This window comes from Fictibacillus sp. Mic-4 (assembly GCF_049843615.1).
Lineage (GTDB): Bacteria > Bacillota > Bacilli > Bacillales > Fictibacillaceae > Fictibacillus_A > Fictibacillus_A gelatini.
In genome coordinates this window covers 21,277-42,466 of record NZ_JBBHZM010000024.1, presented here as the reverse complement: position 1 = coordinate 42,466, position 21,190 = coordinate 21,277, and the positions used below count along the sequence as shown (strand labels likewise).

Here is a 21,190-nt window from a genome sequence, read left to right as displayed (position 1 = left end):
TATAGCTTATGCTTCAATTTCTTTAACTGTAACAAGGTGAGATACCTTGTTAATCATTCCGCGAATCGCCTCATTGTCCTCGTGTACGACGGTTTGGTGTAATTTACGTAAACCAAGCGTCTTAACAGTTACGCGTTGTTTTTCAGGACGACCGATAACACTACGAGTGAGGGTGATTTCTAATTTCTTAGCCATCTAAGATTCCCTCCTTAACCTAGTAGTTCTTCTACTGATTTGCCGCGAAGTTTCGCAACATCCTCAGCACGCTTAAGATTCTTTAAACCTTCAACAGTAGCGCGAACCATGTTGATCGGGTTGTTTGATCCAAGGGACTTGGAAAGGATGTCACCTACTCCTGCAAGCTCTAATACCGCACGAACAGGTCCACCTGCGATAACTCCAGTACCCTCACTAGCAGGCTTTAAGAATACTTTTCCTGCGCCAAATTGTCCTGTAATTTGGTGAGGGATCGTTGTCCGAACGATTGGTACTGTAATTAAGTTTTTCTTAGCATCTTCAATGGCCTTGCGGATCGCATCCGGTACTTCTTGCGCTTTACCAGTTCCGAAGCCAACATGACCATTTTTGTCACCAACGACAACTACTGCAGCAAAGCGGAAACGACGTCCACCTTTAACAACCTTTGCTACACGGTTGACCGTTACGACACGTTCTTCAAGTTCAAGTTTATTAGGGTCGATACGCATCAGTTTCCCTCCTTCTATTAAAATTCTAATCCAGCTTCGCGAGCTGCATCTGCTAATGCTTTTACTCGTCCATGATATAGATAACCGCCGCGGTCGAAAATTACAGCTTTAATTCCTTTTTCAGCCGCACGCTTGGCGATTGCTTCTCCAATTTGTTTCGCAGCTTCTACATTTCCGCCGTTTGGAACATCCAACGTTTTATCTAATGTAGAGGCAGACGCGATTGTCACTCCGTTTTGATCATCAATAATTTGCGCATAAATATGCTTTGATGAACGGAATACATTTAAACGAGGGCGCTCAGCTGTTCCAACAACAGAGCGGCGAACGCGAGCATGTCTTTTCTTACGAGCGACATTTTTATCCGCTTTCGTGATCATCCTATGCACTCCTTTCTAGCTTACGGCCTTATTTACCAGTTTTACCTTCTTTACGGCGTACAAACTCACCTTCGTAGCGAATTCCTTTGCCTTTGTATGGCTCAGGAGCACGAACTGAACGGATGTTAGCGGCAATTTCACCAACACGTTGTTTGTCGATTCCTTTAACTACGATTTTTGTGTTCGAAGGTACATCGATTTCAATTCCTTTTTCAGGAACAATTTCAACCGGGTGAGAGTAACCAACGTTCAATACAAGCTTATTGCCGGACTTGGAAGCACGATATCCAACCCCGATCAATTCTAGCGCTTTTTCATAACCATTTGTTACACCGATTACCATGTTGTTAAGTACACTACGAGTTGTTCCGTGTAATGCACGGTGGTTCTTGTTATCGCTTGGACGCTCAACAAGAATGTTGTTATCTTCCACTTTGATTACAATATCGTTGTGGAATTGACGAGTTAATTCACCCTTAGGTCCTTTTACAGTAACAACGTTGTTTTCTTTCACGTCTACTGATACACCATTTGGGATTTCAACAGGTTTGTTACCTACACGAGACATATTGACACCTCCATTCTTAACGATATTACCAAACGTATGCTAAAACTTCGCCGCCCACTTGTTGTTGACGCGCTTCTTTATCCGTCAAAATGCCTTTAGATGTGGATACGATTGCGATTCCGAGTCCTCCAAGCACGCGTGGAAGCTCATTTGATTTTGCATAAACACGTAATCCAGGCTTACTAATACGTTTTAAACCAGTAATTACACGCTCATTGTTGGCACCGTACTTAAGGAAGATGCGAATCATTCCTTGTTTGTTATCCTCAATGTATTCTACATCGCGTACAAAGCCTTCACGCTTTAAGATTTCTGCGATCTCTTTTTTAATCTTTGATCCAGGTAGTTCTAATTTATCGTGACGAACTGTGTTCGCGTTGCGAATACGAGTAAGCATGTCTGCAATTGGATCTGTCATGACCATTATGATTTACCTCCTTCCCATTGTTTCAGGGTTTTACCAGCTGGCTTTTTTCACGCCAGGAATTTGACCTTTATAAGCAAGTTCTCTAAAGCAGATACGACACAATTTGAATTTGCGTATAACTGAATGAGGACGTCCGCAACGTTCGCAGCGAGTGTACTCTTGCACTTTGAACTTTTGCTTGCGTTGTTGCTTAGCAATCATTGATTTCTTTGCCACGAGCTCTCCTCCTTTGGCTTTAAAGTTTATTTTTGAAACGGCATTCCGACTTGAGTTAGTAGTTCACGAGCTTCTTCGTCAGTTTTAGCTGTAGTAACAATAACGATATCCATACCGCGAACTTTGTTTACTTTATCATAGTCGATCTCTGGGAAAATCAATTGCTCTTTAATACCAAGCGTGTAGTTGCCGCGACCATCAAAAGCCTTTTTAGAAACTCCGCGGAAGTCACGAACACGTGGAAGCGCGACAGTAATTAGCTTGTCAAGGAACTCATACATACGTTCACCACGAAGGGTTACTTTTGTTCCGATCGGCATTCCTTCACGAAGCTTAAAGCCTGCGATTGATTTTTTTGCGCGAGTGATTACCGGCTTTTGGCCAGCAATTTGCGTTAGTTCTTCGACAGCTGTATCTAGCACTTTAGAGTTGCTTACAGCATCACCAACACCCATGTTAACTACGATTTTTTCGATTTTTGGTACTTCCATTACAGAAGAATAGTTAAACTTCTCAACGAGAGAAGGAACAATCTCATTTTTATAACGATCTTGAAGACGGCTCATCTATAATGCCCTCCTTTCTACTTGCCAATTATTTATCTAAAACTTCACCGGATTTTTTCGCAACACGTACCTTTTTACCGTCAACTTCTTTATATCCTACTCGGGTAGGAGTACCAGTCTTCGGATCAAGAGGCATTACGTTAGAAACATGAATCGGTGCTTCTTGGCTGACGATTCCACCCTGTGGATTAGCCTGAGAAGGTTTCGCGTGTTTTTTAACAATGTTTACACCTTCGACAAGGACACGGTTTTGTTTTGGAAAGCTTTCAAGGATAACGCCTTGTTTGCCTTTATCCTTACCGGAAATCACTTGTACTTTATCGCCTTTTTTGACATGCATTGCCATGTATTGCACCTCCTTACAAGACAATCAATTAGTCTTGCGTTCTTTTAAAAATTAAAGTACTTCTGGAGCAAGGGAAACAATTTTCATAAATTGTTTTTCACGAAGCTCACGTGCTACAGGCCCGAAGATACGAGTTCCACGAGGACTCTTATCATCTCTTACGATGACTGCAGCATTTTCGTCGAAACGAATGTAAGATCCATCGTTACGGCGAACACCGCGTTTAGAACGAACAACTACTGCTTTAACAACGTCACCTTTCTTAACAACGCCGCCTGGTGTAGCGGATTTGACAGAACATACGATAACGTCACCGATATTTGCGTACTTGCGGCCAGAACCCCCAAGAACTTTAATGCAAAGTAACTCTCTCGCACCGGAGTTGTCTGCTACTTTCAAACGAGTTTCTTGTTGAATCATGCAAATTGACCTCCTTTCGGATATGGGTATGATCCGAACATTTGTTAGATAATAACTGCTTCTTCAACGACTTCAACTAGACGGAAACGTTTATCTTTTGATAACGGACGAGTTTCCATAATTTTAACGATGTCGCCGATTTTTGCTGTGTTGTTTTCATCATGTGCTTTGAACTTTTTCGAATACTTAACGCGCTTATTGTAAAGCGGGTGTTCTTTGTAAGTTTCTACAAGCACTGTGATCGTTTTATCCATCTTGTCAGAAACAACACGGCCAACGTAGACCTTGCGTTGGTTGCGTTCACTCATTTTAGCGAACCTCCTTATCCAGAATTAACCGTTAGTAATCCCTAGCTCTCTTTCACGTAAAACCGTTTTTGCACGGGCAATTGCTTTACGAACTTCACGAATGCGGGCCGGGTTTTCCAATTGACCTGTAGCTAGTTGAAAACGAAGGTTGAAAAGCTCTTCTTTTAAGGATTTTGCTTTTTGTTCGATTTCAGCAGTGGTCATGTTACGAATTTCATTAGCCTTCATTTGTGTCACCACCCACTTCTTCGCGTTTTACAAACTTACATTTTACTGGAAGCTTGTGTGATGCCAGACGTAATGCTTCGCGAGCGATTTCTTCAGAAACTCCCGCAACTTCGAACATTACTTTTCCTGGTTTAACAACTGCTACCCATCCTTCAGGAGCACCTTTACCGGAACCCATTCGAACTTCAAGAGGCTTAGCTGTATAAGGCTTGGATGGGAAGATTTTAATCCATACTTTACCGCCACGTTTCATGTAACGAGTCATCGCAATACGAGCAGCTTCGATTTGGCGGTTTGTGATCCATGAAGCTTCAAGTGCTTGCAAGCCGTATTCTCCAAATGCTACTTCTGTACCGCCTTTTGCACGTCCACGCATTTTTCCGCGGTGTTCACGACGGTATTTCACACGTTTTGGCATTAACATAATTATTTGCCTCCTTCCTCTTTTTTCGTTCCTTTTGTTGGAAGGACTTCTCCACGATAGATCCAGATTTTTACACCAAGTTTTCCGTACGTGGTATCTGCTTCTGCAGTTCCATAATCGATGTCTGCACGAAGAGTGTGAAGAGGAACAGTTCCTTCACTATAAGATTCAGAACGAGCAATATCAGCGCCGCCTAGACGACCAGATACTTCTGTTTTAATTCCTTTTGCACCAGCACGCATTGAACGTTGGATCGCTTGTTTCATTGCCCGACGGAATGATACGCGGTTTTCCAATTGGCGAGCAATATTTTCAGCAACTAATTTCGCATCAACGTCTGCTTGCTTAATTTCAAAAATATTAACGTGAACGCGTTTGCCTGTAAGGTCGTTAAGTGCTTTACGAAGCGCTTCAACTTCAGTACCACCCTTACCGATTACCATACCAGGTTTCGCTGTTTTAATTGTAATGTTCACGCGGTTTGCCGCACGTTCGATTTCCACACCGGAGATCGCCGCGTCTTTTAAACGTTTTTCAATATACGCACGAATTTTTAAGTCTTCGTGTAATAGATCAGCATAGTCTTTATCAGCGTACCACTTTGACTCCCAGTCACGGATAACGCCAATACGTAGTCCTACCGGATTAACTTTTTGACCCACGATTTATCCCTCCTTCTTTTCAGAAACAACGATAGTGATGTGGCTGGTACGCTTGTTAATACGGCTTGCACGTCCCATAGCGCGTGGACGGAATCGTTTTAACGTAATACCTTCATCAACAAAAGCTGATGAAATCACAAGGTTGTTTGGTTCCATTTCATAGTTGTGTTCCGCATTTGCAATAGCAGACTTAAGCACCTTTTCAATAATAGGAGAAGCTGCTTTTGGTGTTAGACGTAAAATCGCAAGTGCTTCGCCTACTTGCTTGCCTCGAATGAGATCGATCACGATTCTTGCTTTACGAGGAGCAATGCGCACTTGTTTAGCTACAGCTTTAGCTTGCATTTTGTATACCTCCCCTCAAATTAGCGTCTTGTTTTCTTATCATCGGCAGCATGACCTTTGTAAGTACGAGTTGGCGCGAACTCACCCAACTTATGTCCGACCATGTCTTCAGTTACATAAACCGGTACGTGCTTACGGCCATCATAGACAGCTAAAGTGTGTCCGATGAATTCAGGGAAAATTGTTGAACGACGAGACCAAGTTTTGATAACTTTTTTGTCGTTTGCTTCGTTAAGCGCAACAATCTTCTTCATTAAGTGGTCATCTACAAAAGGTCCTTTTTTCAAACTACGACCCATACGTGAACCTCCCTTCGCGTATGTACTACGGTTCTACCCGAACCGTAGAACAAACACGTTATTTTTTACGACGACGTACGATGTACTTGTCAGATGGATTATTTTTCTTACGCGTTTTGTATCCAAGTGTAGGTTTGCCCCATGGAGACATTGGTGATTTACGACCGATTGGCGCGCGTCCTTCACCACCACCGTGTGGGTGATCGTTAGGGTTCATTACAGATCCACGAACAGTTGGGCGAATGCCTAACCAACGAGAACGACCTGCTTTACCAATGTTCACTAGTTCATGTTCAAGGTTACCTACTTGACCGATCGTTGCACGACAAGTCAAAAGAATCATGCGAACCTCACCTGATCCAAGACGAACAAGAGCATACTTGTCTTCTTTACCTAGAAGTTGAGCTTCTGCACCTGCTGAACGAGCGAGTTGTCCGCCTTTTCCTGGTTTAAGTTCGATGTTGTGAATGGTAGAACCTACAGGAATATTAGCTAACGGAAGAGCGTTCCCTACTTTAATGTCTGCTTCTGGGCCAGACATGATTTCTTGACCGACTTTAATCCCTTTCGGAGCAAGAATGTAACGTTTTTCCCCGTCAGCATAGTGAATTAAAGCGATATTAGCCGTACGGTTTGGATCGTATTCGATTGTAGCAACGCGGCCTGGTATTCCATCTTTGTTGCGTTTAAAATCGATGATACGGTATTTGCGTTTATGTCCACCACCCTGGTGACGAACAGTTAGTTTACCCTGGTTGTTGCGTCCTGCTTTTTTACTAAGCGGAGCAAGCAATGATTTTTCCGGTTTGTCTGTCGTGATTTCAGCAAAGTCTAATTGTGACATTCCACGACGACCGTTAGTAATCGGTTTAAACTTTTTAATAGCCATCTTGATTTCCCTCCTTTACCTTTGGCTTTTAAACTCCTTCAAAGAAGTCCAATTCTTTGCTTTCCGGAGTTAAAGTTACAATTGCTCTTTTACGTTTTGAAGTATATCCAGCATGACGACCTACACGCTTAAATTTCCCTTTGCGGTTTTGCGTGTTGACGGATGCAACTTTCACACCAAAGATTTCTTCGAGTGCGTTTTTGATTTGTGTTTTGTTTGCACGCGTATCTACTTCAAAAGTGTATTTTTTCTCACCCATGATTTCAGTAGAACGCTCGGTGATTACAGGGCGCTTAATAACGTCTCTTGCGTCCATTATGCAAGCACCTCCTCTACTTTTTCCACAGCATCTTTCGTCATAACCAGTTTGTCGTGGTTTAACACATCAAGCACATTTACACCACTTGCTGTAACAACTTTTACTCCTGGAATGTTGCGAGCAGATAATGCTACATACTCATTGAAGTCACCTGTTACAATTAGTGCTTTTCTGTCTGCGGATAGATTTGTTAACACTTGCTTCATTTCTTTTGTTTTCGGAGCGTCAAAAGAAAGAGCATCTAAAACAACTAATGCATTGTCGATTACCTTAGAAGAAAGAGCAGATTTAATCGCTAAACGGCGAACTTTCTTTGGCAATTTGTAAGCATAGCTTCTTGGGGTAGGACCAAATACTGTTCCACCGCCAACCCATTGTGGAGAACGGATTGACCCTTGACGAGCACGTCCTGTTCCTTTTTGTCTCCATGGCTTACGTCCGCCACCAGATACTTCAGAGCGGTTTTTTACGTCATGTGTCCCTTGGCGTTGAGACGCTTGCTGCATAATAACAGCATCAAATAGTACGGCTTCATTTGGTTCAATACCAAATACAGATTCGTTTAATTCGATATCGCCTGCTTGAGAACCGTCTTGTTTGTATAGAACTACTTTAGGCATCGATGCATCCTCCCTTCTTATTTAGCTTCTTTTGCTTTTACAGCTGTATGAATTGTAACGTAGCTCTTTTTCGCACCAGGCACGTTACCTTTAATTAATAGTAAGTTGCGTTCTGCATCTACCTTAACTACTTCAAGGTTTTGCACAGTAACAACATCTCCGCCAGTACGTCCAGGAAGTTTCTTCCCTTTGAATACACGGTTAGGGTCAACTGCACCCATAGAACCAGGACGACGGTGGTAACGAGAACCGTGGCTCATTGGCCCGCGGGATTGTCCGTGGCGTTTAATAACACCCTGGAATCCTTTCCCTTTTGATGTTCCAGTTACATCAATGATGTCACCTTCTGCAAAAATATCAACTTTGACTTCCTGACCAACTTCATAATCCGCGACAGATACATTGCGGAATTCTTTCACGAAGCGCTTAGGGCTTGTATTTGCTTTTGCAGCGTGACCTTTTTCAGGTTTGTTTGAACGAACTTCCTTTTTATCGTCAAATCCAAGTTGGATCGCTTCATAACCGTCGTTTTCAATAGTTTTCTTTTGAAGAACAACGTTTGGAGTAACTTCAACGACAGTAACAGGAATTAAATCACCGTTTTCTGCAAAAACTTGAGTCATCCCAATTTTTTTACCTAAGATTCCTTTGGCCATTTGTCACACCTCCTAATAAGATTTAAACCATATTTAAACGTTTTTATCTATTCAATCGTACAATTATAGCTTGATTTCAATGTCTACACCTGACGGAAGATCTAAACGCATTAATGAATCAACCGTTTGTGGCGTAGGTTCGATGATGTCAATCAAACGCTTGTGAGTACGCATTTCGAACTGTTCACGGGAATCCTTATATTTGTGCACCGCACGTAGGATCGTGTAAACAGCTTTTTCTGTTGGAAGCGGAATTGGTCCAGATACTTTCGCACCAGAACGTTTTGCCGTTTCAACAATTTTTTCAGCAGATTGATCAAGAATTCTGTGATCATATGCTTTTAATCGAATACGAATCTTTTGCTTTGCCATTATTTTCCCTCCTTTATTCGTCCATTTTGTAAAATAGACTTACTCCCACGGAAATTTACCTGACGGCACTCGCCATGGCAATGGGGCCGGGTGTGTCAGCAACCTTCCGGATCATCGCAATTGAATGACCAACATTACTCATTATAGTAAAAATGAGCGCTCAGTGCAAGCTTTTCTAGCACTATTTTTGTCTGTCAAACACTTTTTCTATTATAAAAGGTTTAAAGGCGAAAAGCAACTTCCTATTTTTTCTTGGCAAAAAAGCGAAAGCGCCCCGCTTACTCCCGACAAACGGCTCAAGGATCACAGTCTTATTTCGCAAAAAGAAAAAACGAGGCGAAATCACGCCTCGTTTTTTGTTGAGATTATTCAGTGATTGCTGTAACAACACCAGAACCTACAGTACGTCCACCTTCACGAATAGAGAAACGAGTTCCTTCTTCGATCGCGATTGGCGCAATAAGTTCTACAGACATTTCGATGTTGTCACCAGGCATTACCATTTCAGTTCCTTCTGGAAGTTGGATGATACCTGTTACGTCAGTTGTACGGAAGTAGAACTGAGGACGGTAGTTAGAGAAGAATGGAGTGTGACGTCCACCTTCTTCTTTAGAAAGAACGTAAACTTCAGCTTTGAATTTTGTGTGAGCTTTTACAGTTCCTGGCTTAATTAAAACTTGTCCACGCTCAACTTCATCACGGGAAATACCACGAAGAAGTGCACCGATGTTGTCACCAGCTTCAGCATAGTCAAGAAGCTTACGGAACATTTCAACACCTGTTACAGTTGTTTTCTTAGGCTCTTCAGTTAAACCAAGGATTTCTACTTCATCCCCAACTTTAACTTGTCCACGCTCAACACGTCCTGTAGCAACTGTACCACGACCAGTGATTGAGAATACGTCCTCAACTGGCATCATGAATGGTTTGTCAGTGTCACGTGGAGGTGTTGGGATGTACTCGTCAACAGCGTTCATAAGCTCGATGATTTTTTCTTCCCACTCTGCTTCTCCTTCAAGAGCTTTAAGAGCAGAACCTTTAATTACAGGAATGTCATCTCCTGGGAAGTCATATTCAGAAAGAAGGTCACGTACTTCCATTTCTACAAGCTCAAGAAGCTCTTCATCGTCAACCATGTCACATTTGTTTAAGAATACAACGATGTAAGGAACACCTACGTTACGGGAAAGTAGGATGTGCTCACGAGTTTGTGGCATTGGGCCGTCAGCAGCAGATACTACTAGGATAGCTCCGTCCATTTGTGCAGCACCAGTGATCATGTTCTTTACATAGTCAGCGTGTCCTGGGCAGTCAACGTGAGCATAGTGACGAGTGTCAGTTTCATACTCAACGTGTGCAGTTGAGATTGTGATCCCACGTTCGCGCTCTTCTGGAGCACCGTCGATTTGGTCGTAAGCACGAGCTTGTGCTTTACCTTGTTTCGCTAATACAGTTGTAATAGCAGCTGTAAGAGTTGTTTTTCCGTGGTCAACGTGACCGATTGTACCAACGTTACAGTGTGTTTTGGAACGATCAAATTTCTCTTTAGCCATGAGAAAGATTCCTCCTTAATATGTGGAAAATAATTATTTTTTATATAAAATAGGCGAAACTCTTCATCCCACCTATTTTAGATTACATGAAAAGCACTTTTCTGACAACAGAGATTATTGTCCTGTCGCTTTTTTAATAATTTCTTCAGCAATTGACTTAGGTACTTCTTCATAATGATCGAAATGCATTGAATATGTTCCGCGACCTTGTGTACGAGAACGTAAAGATGTCGCATAACCAAACATTTCAGCAAGCGGAACCATTGCACGAACAACTTGAGAGTTACCACGAGCTTCCATACCTTCAACGCGTCCACGACGGGAAGTTACGTCACCCATAATATCACCCATGTATTCTTCAGGAACAACGACTTCGACTTTCATGATCGGCTCTAAAATTGCAGGGTCGCAGTATGCTTTCGCATTTTTCAACGCCATCGATCCGGCAATTTTGAACGCCATTTCGTTCGAGTCAACATCATGGTAAGACCCGTCAACGATTGTAGCCTTCATATCTAAAAGCGGGAATCCGGCTAACATACCGTTTTTCATTGCTTCTTCAATACCGGCTTGTACAGCTGGAATGTATTCGCGAGGTACTACCCCACCAACAATTTTGTTTTCAAATGTAAAGCCGCTTCCCTCTTCAGCTGGTTCGAACTCGATCCATACGTGTCCGTATTGACCACGTCCACCGGATTGACGAACGAACTTACCTTCAACTTTAGCCGCTTTACGGATCGTTTCACGATACGCAACTTGAGGAGCACCAACGTTTGCTTCAACTTTGAATTCACGGCGCATACGGTCAACGATGATATCGAGGTGAAGCTCACCCATACCAGAGATGATCGTTTGTCCAGTTTCTTCGTCAGTTTTTGTACGGAACGTTGGATCTTCTTCTGCAAGTTTCGCTAAAGCCATACCCATTTTATCCTGGTCAGCTTTTGATTTAGGCTCGATGGATAAGTGGATAACAGGCTCTGGGAATTCCATTGATTCCAAAATAACCGGCGCTTTTTCATCACAAAGTGTGTCACCAGTTGTTGTATCTTTAAGACCAACAGCCGCGGCAATGTCTCCAGCGTATACAACTGAGATTTCTTCACGGTGGTTAGCGTGCATTTGCAGGATACGTCCTAAACGTTCACGCTTACCTTTCGTTGAGTTTAATACGTAGGAGCCTGCATTAACTGTTCCGGAATATACACGGAAGAACGTTAACTTACCGACATATGGGTCAGTCATTACTTTAAACGCAAGGGCAGCGAACGGACCTTCATCTGCTGATTCACGCGTTACTTCTTCTCCTGAATCAGGGAGAGTACCTTTAATTGCCGGTACATCAACCGGTGAAGGCAAGTAGTCAAGAACTGCATCTAACATAAGTTGAACGCCTTTGTTTTTGAATGCAGATCCACAAATTACAGGATAAAACTCAACATTAACAGTACCCTTACGGATGGCCGCTTTCAGCTCTTCAACTGTAAGCTCTTCGCCTTCTAAGTATTTTTCCATTAATTCTTCGTCAAGCTCAGCAACTGCTTCAATTAACTTGTTACGGTATTCTTCAGCTTGATCCTTATATTCTTCAGGAATCTCGCGTTCTTGAATATCTGTACCAAGATCATTTGTATAGAAGTATGCTTTTTGCTCAACTAGATCAATAATGCCTTCGAATTGATCCTCAGCACCGATAGGCAATTGAATCGCATGAGCGTTCGCTCCTAAACGGTCATGTAGAGTGCTAACTGAATATAAGAAGTCAGCGCCGATTTTATCCATTTTGTTAACGAAAACAACACGTGGTACCCCATATGTTGTTGCTTGACGCCATACGGTTTCAGTTTGCGGTTCTACACCTGATTGAGCATCAAGTACTGCAACGGCTCCATCTAATACACGCAATGAACGTTCTACTTCTACTGTAAAGTCTACGTGTCCTGGTGTATCAATAATGTTGATACGGTGACCTTTCCATTGAGCAGTAGTCGCTGCGGAAGTAATTGTGATTCCGCGCTCTTGTTCCTGCTCCATCCAGTCCATTTGGGAAGCTCCTTCGTGAGTTTCACCAATTTTATGGATGCGTCCAGTATAGTAAAGTACACGTTCTGTTGTTGTCGTTTTACCAGCATCAATATGAGCCATGATCCCGATATTACGTGTATTTTTTAAGGAGAATTCTCTTGCCATGAATTTCTCTCCTTCCTATGAATAGGAATTATATAGTATAGGGCGAGACAGCCAGAAAGCTGTCTCTAATATGAACTTACCAGCGGTAGTGAGCAAACGCTTTGTTTGCTTCTGCCATTTTGTGCATATCTTCGCGTTTTTTCACAGATGCTCCAGTATTGTTAGCAGCATCCATGATTTCATTCGCTAAACGCTCTTCCATTGTTTTTTCCCCGCGAAGTCTTGCGTAGTTTACTAACCAACGAAGTCCTAAAGTCGTACGACGCTCCGGACGAACTTCAACAGGAACCTGGTAGTTAGCACCACCTACACGGCGTGCTCGTACTTCAAGTACAGGCATGATGTTTTTCAACGCTTGTTCGAAAACTTCCATCGGATCTTGGTTTGTGCGCTCTTTTACAATATCAAATGCATTGTAAAGAATAGATTGTGCTACCCCTCTTTTCCCGTCAATCATAATTTTGTTGATTAAACGAGTAACAAGTTTAGACTTGTAAATTGGATCAGGTAACACATCGCGACGAGGTACAGGTCCTTTACGTGGCATGGTGTTCCCTCCTTTCTCCTTTTCTAATAACCATTTCTATTTTAATTGTGTTTATTTTTTAGCGGCTTTTGGGCGTTTTGTTCCGTATTTGGAACGACCTTGCATACGGTTGTTTACTCCTGCCGTATCAAGAGCGCCACGAACGATATGGTAACGAACCCCTGGTAAGTCTTTTACACGACCTCCACGGATAAGCACAACGCTGTGTTCTTGAAGGTTGTGTCCGATACCCGGGATGTATGCAGTTACCTCAATGCCGTTTGTTAAACGAACACGCGCGTATTTACGAAGTGCAGAGTTCGGTTTCTTCGGCGTCAAGGTACCTACACGAGTACAAACTCCACGTTTTTGAGGTGAAGAAACGTTCGTTTGCGCTTTTTTAAAGCTGTTGTAGCCTTTGTTTAGTGCTGGAGAGTCAGATTTTTTAACTTTAGACTGACGTCCTTTTCTTACTAATTGGTTAATTGTAGGCATTTTGTTTTTCCTCCTTTCCTTTATCGGATTTCAAGACCACCGATCCAGGTGGTTCATCATTGGACAAAAGAAAGTTTTTGCGCGTGATACGCAAAAACAAGTTTTTTATCCTTTTATAGCAACAGTTGCAGCTCCAACGTCGATTCCGCAAGCTTTACCAAGCTTTTTCATCGAATCAACCATCGTAACAGGGACGTTCATTTCTCTTGCGACTGTTAACACTTTTCCCGTCACGCGGGAATCAGCATCTTCAGCTACGACAAGCGCTTTAACTTCCCCATTTTGCAAAGCTTTAATCGTTTGTTTTGTACCTACGATTATTTCTTGAGCTTGTGTTACTTTTTCATAAGACATCCGTTTGTATCCTCCAAAGCAACATTTCTTTAGGAGCACTAGGATATAATATCACTTCAGTGCTCCTATTGTCAATACAAGAACATTTAAAAATTAACCAGATCTCATTTTTATTCTTGAGATACTAACTCCGTGGATTCTTCTTGTTCTGTCTCAGTTTCTTCAGAAGAAAGCGGAGAATCAACGGCAATGTTTCGGTAACGGGCCATACCTGTACCCGCAGGAATCAATTTACCGATAATAACGTTCTCTTTAAGACCAAGAAGTTCATCGCGTTTTCCTTTAATTGCAGCATCTGTAAGAACTCTTGTTGTTTCTTGGAAAGAAGCTGCGGACAAGAAGGATTCCGTTTCAAGGGATGCTTTTGTAATACCAAGCAATACCGGTCTTCCTGTTGCCGGGATGCCGCCTTCTAGCAATACTTTTCTATTGACATCAGTGAAGGAATGGACATCCATTAGCGCACCAGGTAGTACGTTAGTATCACCGGCATCAATAATACGAACTTTTCGAAGCATTTGGCGAACCATAACTTCAACGTGTTTGTCGCCAATTTCTACCCCTTGCATACGGTATACTTTTTGAACTTCACGCAAGAGATACTCTTGAACGCCTTCTGCACCTTTTACTTTAATTAACTCTTTTGGATCGATAGAACCTTCCGTCAACACCTGGCCGGCTTCTACATTATCTCCGACAGCCACTTTAATTCGAGCGCCATACGGTACGGTATACGTTCTTGTTTCAATTTCACCCTGAACAAGAATTTCCCGTTTGTCTTTTGCTTCATTAACGTTAATGACTTTGCCGTCAAGCTCGGAAATAACCGCTTGACCTTTCGGGTTACGCGCTTCGAACAACTCTTGAATACGCGGCAAACCTTGAGTGATATCGTCCCCTGCTACACCGCCTGTATGGAAGGTACGCATCGTAAGCTGTGTACCTGGCTCACCGATCGATTGTGCAGCGATAATCCCAACAGCTTCCCCAACCTCAACATCTGTTCCGGTTGCAAGGTTGCGGCCATAACATTTTTTACAAACGCCATGACGGGTATCACATGTGAATACCGAACGAATCGTAACTGCTTCGATTCCGGCTTCATCAATACGGGTAGCCGTATCTTCCGTAATTAGCTCGTTTTTCGCAACGATGACTTCTTTCGTTTCCGGATGGTAAACGGTTTTAAACGCCGTTCGCCCAACGAGGCGCTCATGCAGCGTTTCAATCACTTCATTGCCTTCTTTAATGGCACTGACAAGAAGGCCGCGATCTGTTCCGCAGTCATTTTCGCGTACGATAACATCTTGAGCAACGTCAACAAGACGTCGAGTGAGATAACCTGAGTCTGCTGTTTTTAGAGCTGTATCAGCAAGACCTTTCCGTGCTCCGTGGGTTGAGATAAAGTATTCGAGTACGGTGAGACCTTCACGGAAGCTCGATTTAATCGGCAACTCGATAATTTTACCTGCCGGGTTGGCCATCAATCCGCGCATACCTGCAAGCTGCGTAAAGTTTGAGGCGTTACCACGGGCACCGGAGTCACTCATCATGAAAATCGGGTTACGCTTATCTAATGTAAGCATCAACTTCTTCTGAATTTCATCCTTTGCCGAACTCCAAATGTTAATGACACGTTCATATCGCTCATCTTCCGTAATAAGACCGCGGCGGAATTGTTTCGTTACTGTTGCAACTTTTTGCTCGGCTTTTTCTAATATTTCTTGTTTTTCCGGCAGGACGACGATGTCAGATACACCGATCGTAATACCCGCTCTCGTTGAGTACTTAAATCCAAGGTTTTTCATGCGGTCAAGCATTTTTGACGTTTCCGTAATTTTGAAACGTTTAAAGATTTCCGCGATGATTTTCCCTAAGAATTTTTTCGTAAATGGAGCGACTTCTTCCCGCTTCTCAATTTCTTCTTTAACATTTACTCCTTTAGGAATAAAGTATTTTTCTGGTGTTTCAACCTGCAAGTTTTCTGTAGTTGATTCGTTAATATACGGGAACGAGTTTGGCAAAATTTCATTAAATAGCAACTTACCGACTGTTGTAATTAACAGTTTATCAAGCTGATCTTCTTTAAACGACGGCTTATTCAAGCTTGCTACTGGAACAGCTACACGAGTGTGCAAATGCACATAACCGTTTTCATAAGCAATAATCGCTTCATTGGCATCTTTAAAGACAGATCCCTCACCGATCGCGCCCTTTCGTTCCATCGTTAAGTAGTAATTTCCGAGTACCATATCCTGCGATGGTGTAACAACTGGTTTTCCATCTTTCGGGTTCAGGATGTTTTGCGCCGCTAACATTAAGAGACGTGCTTCAGCCTGCGCTTCAGCGGATAGCGGGACGTGAACCGCCATTTGGTCACCATCAAAGTCCGCGTTATAAGCTGTACATACGAGTGGGTGAAGGCGGATTGCACGCCCTTCCACAAGCGTTGGCTCGAATGCTTGAATACCTAGACGGTGAAGAGTTGGCGCCCGGTTTAGCAACACCGGGTGTTCTTTAATCACATCTTCTAAAACATCCCAGACTTCAGGTTGAACGCGTTCAACTTTCCGTTTCGCGCTTTTTATATTATGCGCAAGGCCTTTGGCGACAAGTTCTTTCATAACGAACGGCTTGAAAAGCTCAAGCGCCATTTCTTTCGGTAGGCCGCATTGATACATTTGCAAGTGCGGACCGACAACGATTACGGAACGGCCAGAGTAGTCAACACGTTTACCGAGAAGGTTTTGACGGAAACGGCCTTGTTTCCCTTTCAACATATGGGAAAGGGATTTGAGCGGACGGTTTCCTGGGCCAGTTACCGGACGACCACGTCTACCGTTATCAATTAACGCATCGACCGCTTCTTGCAGCATCCGTTTTTCGTTTTGTACGATAATGTTCGGTGCCCCAAGATCCAACAAACGTTTTAAGCGATTGTTACGATTGATAACACGTCGGTATAAATCGTTAAGGTCAGATGTTGCAAAACGGCCGCCGTCCAACTGAACCATTGGCCTGAGTTCTGGCGGAATAACCGGAAGAACATCCAAAATCATCCAGGAAGGTTCATTTCCGGAATGCCGGAATGCTTCCAATACTTCCAATCGCTTAATTGCACGTGTGCGGCGTTGCCCTTGTGCTGTTTTTAATTCTTCTTTTAACTGACCGACCTCTTTTTCAAGATCGATGTCTTCAAGCAATCGCTTGATCGCTTCAGCACCCATTTGAGCTGTAAAGCCCTGACCGTATTTTTCACGGTAAGAACGGTACTCTTTTTCAGAAAGCAACTGCTTCTTCTCAAGCGGAGTTTCTCCCGGCTCAGTAACAACATAAGAAGCGAAATAAATGACTTCTTCAAGCGCCCGCGGAGACATATCAAGCACAAGCCCCATCCGGCTCGGAATGCCTTTAAAGTACCAAATATGGGATACTGGTGCTGCAAGTTCGATGTGACCCATCCGGTCACGTCGAACTTTAGCACGCGTTACTTCAACACCACAACGATCACAAACAACGCCTTTATAACGAACCCGCTTATACTTTCCACAGTGACATTCCCAGTCCTTCGTCGGTCCAAAAATGCGTTCACAGAATAAGCCATCCTTTTCAGGCTTTAATGTACGATAGTTGATCGTCTCCGGCTTTTTTACTTCACCTCTTGACCACGAGCGGATTTTTATCGGTGAAGCTAACCCAATTTTCATATACTCAAAATTGTTTACGTCTATCAAGGAGCGTACCTCCCTTTTGATATCCTGATTTATTCACTCACAGTGTAAGACTCAAGGTTTAAATTTAACTTTTCGTTGGCTTGATCATCTTCATCATCAAGCTCGCGCATTTCAATTTCTTCATCGTCACTTGATAAAATTTTCACATCCATGCCAAGTGATTGAAGTTCCTTAATTAATACTTTAAACGACTCAGGAACGCCCGGTTCAGGAACGTTTTCGCCTTTGACAATAGCTTCGTATGTTTTTACACGGCCAACCACGTCATCTGATTTAACCGTTAAAATTTCTTGTAGCGTATAAGCGGCACCATATGCTTCCAGCGCCCATACTTCCATCTCACCGAAGCGTTGTCCGCCAAATTGAGCCTTACCTCCAAGCGGTTGCTGGGTAACGAGCGAGTACGGACCTGTTGAACGCGCATGCAGTTTGTCGTCAACCATGTGCGCCAGTTTGATCATGTACATAATCCCAACCGATACACGGTTATCAAATGGGGCACCCGTCCTTCCATCGTAAAGCACCGTTTTTCCGTCACGGGCCATTCCCGCTTCTTCGAGGGTCGACCACACATCTTCTTCACGCGCACCGTCAAATACCGGCGTTGCTACATGAATGCCAAGTTGCCTTGCTGCCATTCCAAGGTGGAGTTCAAGCACTTGACCGATATTCATACGTGAAGGTACCCCGAGCGGGTTTAACATGATGTCGATTGGCGTACCGTCTGGCAAGAACGGCATATCCTCTTCCGGCATAATGCGGGAGATAACCCCTTTGTTTCCATGGCGTCCTGCCATTTTATCCCCTTCGTGGATTTTACGCTTCTGTACAATATAAACCCGTACAAGCTGGTTCACGCCAGGAGGAAGTTCATCTCCATCTTCCCGATTGAACACTTTCACATCAAGGATAATTCCATCCCCGCCATGCGGCACTCTAAGAGAAGTATCACGAACTTCACGTGCTTTTTCACCAAAGATCGCATGTAACAATCGTTCTTCAGCCGTCAGTTCCGTTACCCCTTTTGGCGTAACCTTACCAACAAGGATATCTCCATCTTTCACTTCCGCACCAATACGGATGATTCCTCTGTCATCTAAATTACGAAGGGCGTCTTCGCCGACATTCGGAATATCGCGCGTAATTTCCTCTGGTCCAAGCTTTGTATCGCGTGCTTCGGATTCATATTCTTCGATATGAATTGAAGTATATACATCGTCTTTGACGAGACGCTCGCTCATAATAACGGCGTCCTCATAGTTGTAACCTTCCCATGTCATGAAACCTACAAGAACGTTACGTCCCAGTGCTAACTCACCTTTTTCCATTGAAGGGCCATCAGCAAGGATTTCTCCTTTTACTACACGGTCGCCTTTCTTAACAATTGGACGTTGGTTGTAGCATGTTCCCTGGTTGGAACGAATAAATTTCAAACAGTTATATTTATCTAGTTCGCCATGAACTTCTTTACCATCAATTACTTCAATACGTCGAACTTGAATTTGTTTCGCTGTTACCCGCTCAACAATTCCATCATGTTTACAAATAACTGCTGCTCCCGAGTCTTTAGCGGATACGTGTTCCATACCCGTACCGACAATCGGCGCTTCCGGAACCATGAGTGGAACCGCTTGACGTTGCATGTTTGCGCCCATTAGCGCCCTGTTGGAATCGTCATTTTCCAAAAACGGGATACACGCAGTCGCGGCGGACACTACTTGTTTTGGAGATACGTCCATATAATCGATTCGATCTCGTTTGAAAACGGTATTATCTCCACGGAAACGCGCAATAACGTTCTCTTCCAGGAATTCCCCGTTTTCACCGAGGGCAGAGTTAGCCTGTGCAACGACATAATTGTCCTCTTCGTCAGCCGTTAAGTAATCGATCCGACCGGTTACACGGCCAGTTTCTGGATCAACATAACGGTATGGCGTTTCAATAAAGCCATACTCATTGACTTTAGCATAGCTGGATAGCGAGTTAATCAAACCAATGTTCGGACCTTCAGGCGTTTCAATCGGACACATGCGCCCGTAATGGGAATAGTGAACGTCACGAACTTCCATTCCCGCACGTTCACGGGTCAAACCACCTGGCCCGAGTGCCGAAAGACGCCGTTTATGGGTCAATTCCGCCAGCGGGTTCGTTTGATCCATGAACTGAGAAAGCTGAGAGCTTCCGAAGAACTCTTTAATCGCCGCAATCACCGGACGGATGTTAATTAAGGCTTGCGGAGTAATATTGTTTGTATCCTGGATAGACATTCTCTCCCGAACGACACGTTCCATCCGTGATAAACCGATTCTAAATTGGTTTTGGAGAAGTTCTCCAACAGAACGCAGGCGGCGGTTTCCAAGGTGGTCAATATCATCCGTGTTTCCGACATTATGAAGAAGGTTGAAGAAATAGTTAATGGATGCAATAATGTCTGAAATCGTTATATTTTTAACCGTTTTGTCAACATTGCCGTTTCCGATGACTTTAATAATTCTCTCACCTTCAATATCATCCGGAGAATAGATATTAATCGATTGCAGAGTAATTTCTTCATCCTCTGTCACACCGCCAATTGGTGTTACTTTACGGAATCCAACGCCGTTTTCTAAGTACGGGAGGATTTTATCCAATGTGCGGCGGTCAAGCAATGTCCCGGCTTCAGCAATGATTTCACCTGTTTCCGGATCCACTAACGTTTCCGCTAGTTTCTGGTTGAACAGCCGGTTCTTAATATGAAGTTTTTTATTAATTTTATATCGGCCAACACTGGCGAGGTCATAACGCTTCGGATCAAAGAAACGAGACTCTAATAAACTCTTGGCGTTGTCTACCGTCGGCGGTTCACCAGGACGAAGACGCTCATAGATTTCTAGAAGTGCCTTTTCCGTTCCTTCTGTATTATCCTTTTCAAGCGTGTTACGTAAATACTCATCTTCTCCTAACAGATCGATGATTTCTTGATCAGATCCAAACCCTAATGCGCGCAGCAATACGGTTATCGGAATTTTTCGCGTACGGTCTATACGAACGTAGACGATATCCTTTGCATCGGTTTCAAACTCAAGCCAGGCGCCGCGGTTTGGAATAACAGTTGCAGTGAATCCTTTTTTACCGTTTTTATCCATTTTTTCACTGTAATAGACACTCGGCGAACGAACAAGCTGGGATACGATAACACGTTCCGCACCGTTGATCACGAATGTGCCTGTATCTGTCATTAACGGGAAATCTCCCATAAATACTTCCTGCTCTTTTACTTCGCCTGTCTCTTTATTAATGAGACGCACCTTGACGCGAAGCGGCGCAGCATATGTGACATCACGCTCTTTCGACTCTTCTACAGGATATTTAGGTTCACCGAGACTGTAGTCGATAAACTCTAAAACAAGGTTTCCTGTAAAATCTTCGATCGGGGAAATGTCTTGGAACATTTCTCTTAGTCCCTCATCAAGAAACCATTGATAGGAAGCCGTTTGAATTTCAATTAAATTTGGCAATTCAAGTACTTCACTAATCCTTGCGTAACTTCTTCGTTGGCGGTGGCGTCCAAACTGAACTAGTTGACCTGTCAACTGATTCACCC

The 21,190-nt window shown here is 43.3% G+C and carries 27 protein-coding genes; all 27 read right to left on the bottom strand.

Annotated elements, in window-relative coordinates:
* Positions 1-6 precede the first annotated feature (6 nt).
* Positions 7-195 (bottom strand): 50S ribosomal protein L30, encoded by a 189-nt coding sequence (rpmD, locus tag WD019_RS14955; RefSeq protein ID WP_026678057.1) that lies wholly within the window; start codon positions 193-195, stop codon positions 7-9.
* A 14-nt stretch (positions 196-209) separates the two neighbouring features.
* The gene (gene rpsE, locus WD019_RS14950; protein WP_035350884.1) at positions 210-710 is read right to left on the bottom strand and encodes a 30S ribosomal protein S5; all 501 of its coding nucleotides are present in this window, start codon (positions 708-710) and stop codon (positions 210-212) included.
* Positions 711-724: 14 nt separating this feature from the next.
* A complete protein-coding gene (rplR, locus tag WD019_RS14945) occupies positions 725-1,087 on the bottom strand; it encodes a 50S ribosomal protein L18 (protein ID WP_026678055.1) in 363 nt (120 codons plus the stop codon).
* A gap of 28 nt (positions 1,088-1,115) precedes the next feature.
* Positions 1,116-1,655 carry a 50S ribosomal protein L6 gene (rplF, locus tag WD019_RS14940; protein WP_026678054.1) on the bottom strand — a complete coding sequence of 180 codons (540 nt, stop codon included), beginning with the start codon at positions 1,653-1,655 and terminating at the stop codon, positions 1,116-1,118.
* A gap of 25 nt (positions 1,656-1,680) precedes the next feature.
* Positions 1,681-2,079 (bottom strand): 30S ribosomal protein S8, encoded by a 399-nt coding sequence (gene rpsH, locus WD019_RS14935; RefSeq protein WP_026678053.1) that lies wholly within the window; start codon positions 2,077-2,079, stop codon positions 1,681-1,683.
* A 33-nt stretch (positions 2,080-2,112) separates the two neighbouring features.
* Complete coding sequence (gene rpsN / locus WD019_RS14930; RefSeq protein ID WP_008356542.1) at positions 2,113-2,298, bottom strand: 30S ribosomal protein S14; 186 nt, start codon at positions 2,296-2,298, stop codon at positions 2,113-2,115.
* Between the two features lie 26 nt (positions 2,299-2,324).
* A complete protein-coding gene (gene rplE, locus WD019_RS14925) occupies positions 2,325-2,864 on the bottom strand; it encodes a 50S ribosomal protein L5 (RefSeq protein WP_026678052.1) in 540 nt (179 codons plus the stop codon).
* Positions 2,865-2,892: 28 nt separating this feature from the next.
* Positions 2,893-3,204 (bottom strand): 50S ribosomal protein L24, encoded by a 312-nt coding sequence (gene rplX, locus WD019_RS14920; RefSeq protein WP_026678051.1) that lies wholly within the window; start codon positions 3,202-3,204, stop codon positions 2,893-2,895.
* A gap of 57 nt (positions 3,205-3,261) precedes the next feature.
* Entirely contained in the window at positions 3,262-3,630 is a 369-nt protein-coding gene (gene rplN / locus WD019_RS14915) for a 50S ribosomal protein L14 (protein ID WP_026678050.1), read from the bottom strand.
* Between the two features lie 44 nt (positions 3,631-3,674).
* Positions 3,675-3,938: a 30S ribosomal protein S17 gene (gene rpsQ / locus WD019_RS14910; protein ID WP_026678049.1), complete on the bottom strand. Its 264-nt coding sequence runs from the start codon at positions 3,936-3,938 to the stop codon at positions 3,675-3,677.
* A gap of 24 nt (positions 3,939-3,962) precedes the next feature.
* Complete coding sequence (gene rpmC, locus WD019_RS14905; protein ID WP_026678048.1) at positions 3,963-4,166, bottom strand: 50S ribosomal protein L29; 204 nt, start codon at positions 4,164-4,166, stop codon at positions 3,963-3,965.
* Positions 4,156-4,590, bottom strand: coding sequence for a 50S ribosomal protein L16 (rplP, locus tag WD019_RS14900; protein ID WP_026678047.1), 435 nt, complete (start codon positions 4,588-4,590; stop codon positions 4,156-4,158). The genes rpmC and rplP overlap by 11 nt, the downstream gene beginning before the upstream one ends.
* A gap of 2 nt (positions 4,591-4,592) precedes the next feature.
* Positions 4,593-5,252 carry a 30S ribosomal protein S3 gene (gene rpsC, locus WD019_RS14895; protein ID WP_026678046.1) on the bottom strand — a complete coding sequence of 220 codons (660 nt, stop codon included), beginning with the start codon at positions 5,250-5,252 and terminating at the stop codon, positions 4,593-4,595.
* Between the two features lie 3 nt (positions 5,253-5,255).
* Positions 5,256-5,597 carry a 50S ribosomal protein L22 gene (gene rplV, locus WD019_RS14890; protein WP_026678045.1) on the bottom strand — a complete coding sequence of 114 codons (342 nt, stop codon included), beginning with the start codon at positions 5,595-5,597 and terminating at the stop codon, positions 5,256-5,258.
* A gap of 20 nt (positions 5,598-5,617) precedes the next feature.
* Positions 5,618-5,896, bottom strand: coding sequence for a 30S ribosomal protein S19 (gene rpsS / locus WD019_RS14885; protein ID WP_026678044.1), 279 nt, complete (start codon positions 5,894-5,896; stop codon positions 5,618-5,620).
* Between the two features lie 58 nt (positions 5,897-5,954).
* Positions 5,955-6,785, bottom strand: coding sequence for a 50S ribosomal protein L2 (gene rplB, locus WD019_RS14880; RefSeq protein WP_026678043.1), 831 nt, complete (start codon positions 6,783-6,785; stop codon positions 5,955-5,957).
* A gap of 28 nt (positions 6,786-6,813) precedes the next feature.
* Complete coding sequence (gene rplW / locus WD019_RS14875; RefSeq protein ID WP_026678042.1) at positions 6,814-7,101, bottom strand: 50S ribosomal protein L23; 288 nt, start codon at positions 7,099-7,101, stop codon at positions 6,814-6,816.
* Positions 7,101-7,724, bottom strand: coding sequence for a 50S ribosomal protein L4 (rplD, locus tag WD019_RS14870; protein WP_026678041.1), 624 nt, complete (start codon positions 7,722-7,724; stop codon positions 7,101-7,103). The genes rplW and rplD overlap by 1 nt, the downstream gene beginning before the upstream one ends.
* 17 nt (positions 7,725-7,741) lie before the next feature.
* Positions 7,742-8,380: a 50S ribosomal protein L3 gene (gene rplC, locus WD019_RS14865; protein ID WP_026678040.1), complete on the bottom strand. Its 639-nt coding sequence runs from the start codon at positions 8,378-8,380 to the stop codon at positions 7,742-7,744.
* Positions 8,381-8,443: 63 nt separating this feature from the next.
* Positions 8,444-8,752 carry a 30S ribosomal protein S10 gene (gene rpsJ, locus WD019_RS14860; RefSeq protein ID WP_007203552.1) on the bottom strand — a complete coding sequence of 103 codons (309 nt, stop codon included), beginning with the start codon at positions 8,750-8,752 and terminating at the stop codon, positions 8,444-8,446.
* 365 nt (positions 8,753-9,117) lie between these two features.
* Positions 9,118-10,305 (bottom strand): elongation factor Tu, encoded by a 1,188-nt coding sequence (tuf, locus tag WD019_RS14855; RefSeq protein ID WP_026678038.1) that lies wholly within the window; start codon positions 10,303-10,305, stop codon positions 9,118-9,120.
* 114 nt (positions 10,306-10,419) lie between these two features.
* Positions 10,420-12,498 carry an elongation factor G gene (gene fusA / locus WD019_RS14850; protein WP_026678037.1) on the bottom strand — a complete coding sequence of 693 codons (2,079 nt, stop codon included), beginning with the start codon at positions 12,496-12,498 and terminating at the stop codon, positions 10,420-10,422.
* Positions 12,499-12,574: 76 nt separating this feature from the next.
* Positions 12,575-13,045 (bottom strand): 30S ribosomal protein S7, encoded by a 471-nt coding sequence (gene rpsG / locus WD019_RS14845; protein WP_026678036.1) that lies wholly within the window; start codon positions 13,043-13,045, stop codon positions 12,575-12,577.
* A gap of 51 nt (positions 13,046-13,096) precedes the next feature.
* A complete protein-coding gene (gene rpsL / locus WD019_RS14840) occupies positions 13,097-13,519 on the bottom strand; it encodes a 30S ribosomal protein S12 (RefSeq protein ID WP_026678035.1) in 423 nt (140 codons plus the stop codon).
* 105 nt (positions 13,520-13,624) lie between these two features.
* Positions 13,625-13,873 carry a 50S ribosomal protein L7ae-like protein gene (locus tag WD019_RS14835; protein ID WP_026678034.1) on the bottom strand — a complete coding sequence of 83 codons (249 nt, stop codon included), beginning with the start codon at positions 13,871-13,873 and terminating at the stop codon, positions 13,625-13,627.
* A 110-nt stretch (positions 13,874-13,983) separates the two neighbouring features.
* On the bottom strand, positions 13,984-17,607 hold the full coding sequence (gene rpoC, locus WD019_RS14830; protein ID WP_425711981.1) for a DNA-directed RNA polymerase subunit beta': 3,624 nt from the start codon (positions 17,605-17,607) through the stop codon (positions 13,984-13,986).
* A 29-nt stretch (positions 17,608-17,636) separates the two neighbouring features.
* Positions 17,637-21,179, bottom strand: coding sequence for a DNA-directed RNA polymerase subunit beta (rpoB, locus tag WD019_RS14825; protein WP_425711980.1), 3,543 nt, complete (start codon positions 21,177-21,179; stop codon positions 17,637-17,639).
* Positions 21,180-21,190: the final 11 nt, after the last annotated feature.